We start from the raw sequence: 3,835 nt of genomic DNA on the forward strand, positions 1-3,835 counted from the left end.
CGGGTATTTTATGCATAAAATACATATTGTCCTGTTCCACAGGGCCTCCATTAAATACGGTAATGTTGGAATTGACATCCGGAATCAGGTCATTGATGGTATACTCAAGAGGCTTGTTTAAAATAAACCCAATAAAACCACTTTCATTTTCTTCTGCTAAAAGCACCACTGACCTGTTAAAAGAAACATCACCTATAATGGTGGGTTCTGCAACAAGTAAACGACCTTTTGATGGTTTTAATGAAGTCATAATGCAATTTATTTTAGAATAAATCTAATTATTTTTTCTAAAATCCGAAATTTTAACGCACAAACTAAAGCCTTTTAAAACAAAAAGCCCTGTTCAAATTCTGAACAGGGCTAAAAATTGTTTTGTAAGGTCAAACTAGTTAACTGATTTTTGAAGATCAGCTCCTGCTTTAAACTTTACTACTTTTTTAGCAGCAATTTTAATAGTTTTTCCTGTTTGAGGGTTTCTACCTTCTCTGGCTGCTCTTTTAGAAACTGACCAAGATCCAAAGCCTACTAGAGAAACTCTGTTTCCTTTTTTAAGAGATTTTTCAACATTTCCTAAAAAAGACTCTAAAGCTTTTTTTGCAGCTGCTTTTGTAATTCCGGCATCAGCTGCCATTCCATCGATTAAATCTGATTTGTTCATAATTTGATTTTTAAATTAAATTGTTGGTTAAACTTAAATTATTTCGCTTTACAAATTTAATCGGTTTATCGATTCATGCAAGTAATAACGGGGTAAATCGGACGTATTGTTAATAACTTGACCACTTTGTTAATAAACTACCGGTTTTTTTATTGTTTTTTCAACACCTCAACGGGGATAAGCCCTTAGCGCATTTTTGAATTTGGATTCAATTTAAAACCATTTAAAAGTGCCTTTACCTCCATTTTCTTTTTGCCGGGCAACTGAATTTCCTCGATGTTTATAAAACCATCCAAGGCGGCTATTTTGATGTCATTTTTAGTAGCAAACAGGTTTCCGGGAGCTTCCTGATGTGATTTATGTTCCCTTGTTGTTTTGTAAATTTTGACCTTCATTTCCTGCGCACCGTTTACCAAATAACACCAGGCAGTAGGAAAGGGGCTCAAACCTCGCACCAGGTTATGAATTTTATCAACGGGACTGTTCCAGTCAATTTTTGTATTTTCATGATGTAGTTTATAGGCGGTTTTTAGTGGTTGATTGACTGTTTGTTTAAAGGTTTTTACTTTGTTTTCTTCAATTAATCCAACCGTTTCGAGCACCAGTTGACTTCCTGCTTTCATTAATAGGTCGTGCAAATCGCCTGCATCATGGGTAGGTTGAATGCGTACTTCCTTTTGGAGAATGATTTCCCCGGTATCAATTTTATCATCAATAAAGAAGGTAGTTACACCTGTTTTTGTTTCGCCGTTTATGATTGCCCAGTTTATTGGAGCCGCTCCCCTGTATTGCGGAAGCAGGGAGGCGTGTAGGTTAAAGGTGCCTCTTTTGGGTAATCGCCAAACTGATTCGGGCAGCATTCTAAAAGCGACTACTATTTGTAAATCGGGTTGTAAGTCATTTAGTTTTTCCAGAAAGTTTTCACTCTTAAGGTTTGCAGGCTGTAATACTCTTAGCTTTTGAGTCTCTGAATATTCCTTTACAGCCGATTGTTTCAGTGACCGACCTCTTCCGGCTGGTTTATCGGGAGCAGTAACTACAGCCACCACATTTTTATTATTCTCTATAAGTGCTTTTAAAGTTGCTACGGCAAAATCGGGTGTGCCATAGAAAATGATTCTTAAATCAGCCATTATTTTAATGTGTATTTATTTGTTGATGTTAAAGTGATTTTTTGAGCCTCTACAAGTTGCTGTAAAACCAACAATGTTTTTGATTCTGCAAAGTTAATTTTTTCACATAACTCTCTTGATGTGAACATGTTTTCTTCCAACAACGCACATAGTGTGTTTGCAATGAGTTTTTTCTCTTTGGAAGAGGGAATACTTTTTTGTTTTGCACACACACTGCAAATTCCACAAGAGGTATCAGAGTGGTCGCCAAAATATCTAAGCAATTGAATGCTTTTGCAAGTGGCCTCATTTTCAATGAAATTAATTACAGCGGCAACCTGGTTCTTTTTGTGCTTGTTTTGTTTATTGACACTTTTTGAAATTCTATTAATCGTTCTGTCATCTTCTCTTGGTTCAATAAAAGTAATGGAGGCGTCAGTAGTAGCGAGGTTTAAGTAAATCACCTCATCTTTTTCAAATTGTTTGAGTTGTTCTATTACTTGTTCTGTTGATTGGCCACATTTATCTGAAATCAATTCAAAGTCAATAGCTGTTGGTTTTTCAAAAATGCCGGTATAGATTCTTAGAATGGTTTTTCCAATGACAGCTGTTTTCATACTTTGTTCCAGATAATAGACTGTTTGTTTTGAAGAAAGTAAAAACTGAACTTCTGTTTTACGCCCAAATTCCAGAGAAAGCTTAATAACCCCCAGCCTGTCAAGAGCTTGAACTGCGTTATAAACCTTTCCGGTATGGAGTTGGTACTGCACACAAAACTTTTCATAATTGAATGTATGAGTTGTGAATGCGCCTTCGCCATAGGCAATGTAAAAATGATTACAGAGCTTTCTGTATACCAATTTTAGAAAATCAACCGTAGGTAAATTACTGATAAATTGCCGGTATACTTGTGATTTATCGGCTTCATTGTAAAGCAAAACAGCTTGAGAATAATTACCATCTCTGCCTACACGTCCGGCTTCCTGAAAAAAACTTTCCAGACTTTCAGGCAGGTCAATATGAAGTACGATATGCAGGTTTGCTTTGTCAATTCCCATTCCAAATGCACTGGTGGCAACGATAACAGGTGTGGTTTCATCAAGCCAGTTTTTAAGTCGCTGATTCTTTTCGTTGGTGTTTAGTCCGCCGTGAAAAAAGCTGCTTTTAATACCTTTTAAGTTTAGCTGTTTTGAAATTTCTTCAGTACTTCTTCTGTTTCGGGTGTAAATGATTGCGGCTTGCTGTTTTTCCAGCAATTGCGAAATGCGGTATAATTTATCTTCTTCTTTCCATACCTGATAGGAGAGGTTTTCCCTAAAAAATGATTTTTGGAAAACAGCAGGTTTTTCAAGTTGTAATTCGTTTATGGTATCTGAAAGCACTTCAGGTGTTGCCGTGGCGGTTAATGCAATGCAGGGAACACCGGGTTTCAGATTTCTAAGCAACTTTACATTTTTATATGCCGGTCTGAAATCATTTCCCCATTGTGAAATACAGTGGGCTTCATCAACAGCAATTAGGTTTACGTTCATTTTTTCAATGCGCTGCTGAACCAGGTCTTGTTGTAAGCGTTCGGGAGAGAGGTATAAAAACTTGTAATTTCCGTAAATACAATTATCAAGTAACCTGTCGAGGTCTGTGTATGAAATACCACCGGTAAGTGCCAAGCTTTTTATACCCATTTTGGTAAGTGCATTTACCTGGTCGTTCATAAGGGCAATGAGGGGGGAAACGACAATACAGATACCCTCATTTACCAGAGCCGGCACCTGAAAGCAAATTGACTTTCCACCTCCGGTAGGCAACAAGGCGACTGTATCCCGATTGGAAAGTACACTCAATATAATGTCTTCCTGCATGGGCCTGAAGCTGGTATGCCCCCAATATCGGCTTAGTATTTCTAAAGGATTTATCAATCTATGATTTAAATGGGTGTTGGCTATTAAATGGTTACACTTTTTTACCTAACTAAATGTACAAAAACTTTCAGCATAGGTTTTAACTGATTTTCAATACGGTTAGTATTTAAATTGACTCACTTTGTCCAAAATAAATGAGATGCGTT

At 36.9% G+C, this 3,835-nt stretch carries 4 protein-coding genes; all 4 read right to left on the reverse strand.

The genetic code is table 11. From position 1 onward, the window contains the following. A partial coding sequence (locus AACY61_RS10255; protein ID WP_339611486.1) for a YqgE/AlgH family protein occupies window positions 1-250 on the reverse strand: 250 nt, incomplete at its 3' end. A 135-nt stretch (window positions 251-385) separates the two neighbouring features. Beyond that, window positions 386-658: an HU family DNA-binding protein gene (locus AACY61_RS10260; RefSeq protein ID WP_188443279.1), complete on the reverse strand. Its 273-nt coding sequence runs from the start codon at window positions 656-658 to the stop codon at window positions 386-388. Between the two features lie 185 nt (window positions 659-843). Then, complete coding sequence (gene fmt, locus AACY61_RS10265; RefSeq protein WP_339611487.1) at window positions 844-1,791, reverse strand: methionyl-tRNA formyltransferase; 948 nt, start codon at window positions 1,789-1,791, stop codon at window positions 844-846. Beyond that, complete coding sequence (locus AACY61_RS10270) at window positions 1,791-3,686, reverse strand: RecQ family ATP-dependent DNA helicase (RefSeq protein ID WP_339611488.1); 1,896 nt, start codon at window positions 3,684-3,686, stop codon at window positions 1,791-1,793. Before AACY61_RS10270 ends, fmt begins: the two co-directional genes overlap by 1 nt. Window positions 3,687-3,835: the final 149 nt, after the last annotated feature.

Origin of the sequence: uncultured Planktosalinus sp., from assembly GCF_963973675.1 — a bacterium.
GTDB lineage: Bacteria > Bacteroidota > Bacteroidia > Flavobacteriales > Flavobacteriaceae > Planktosalinus.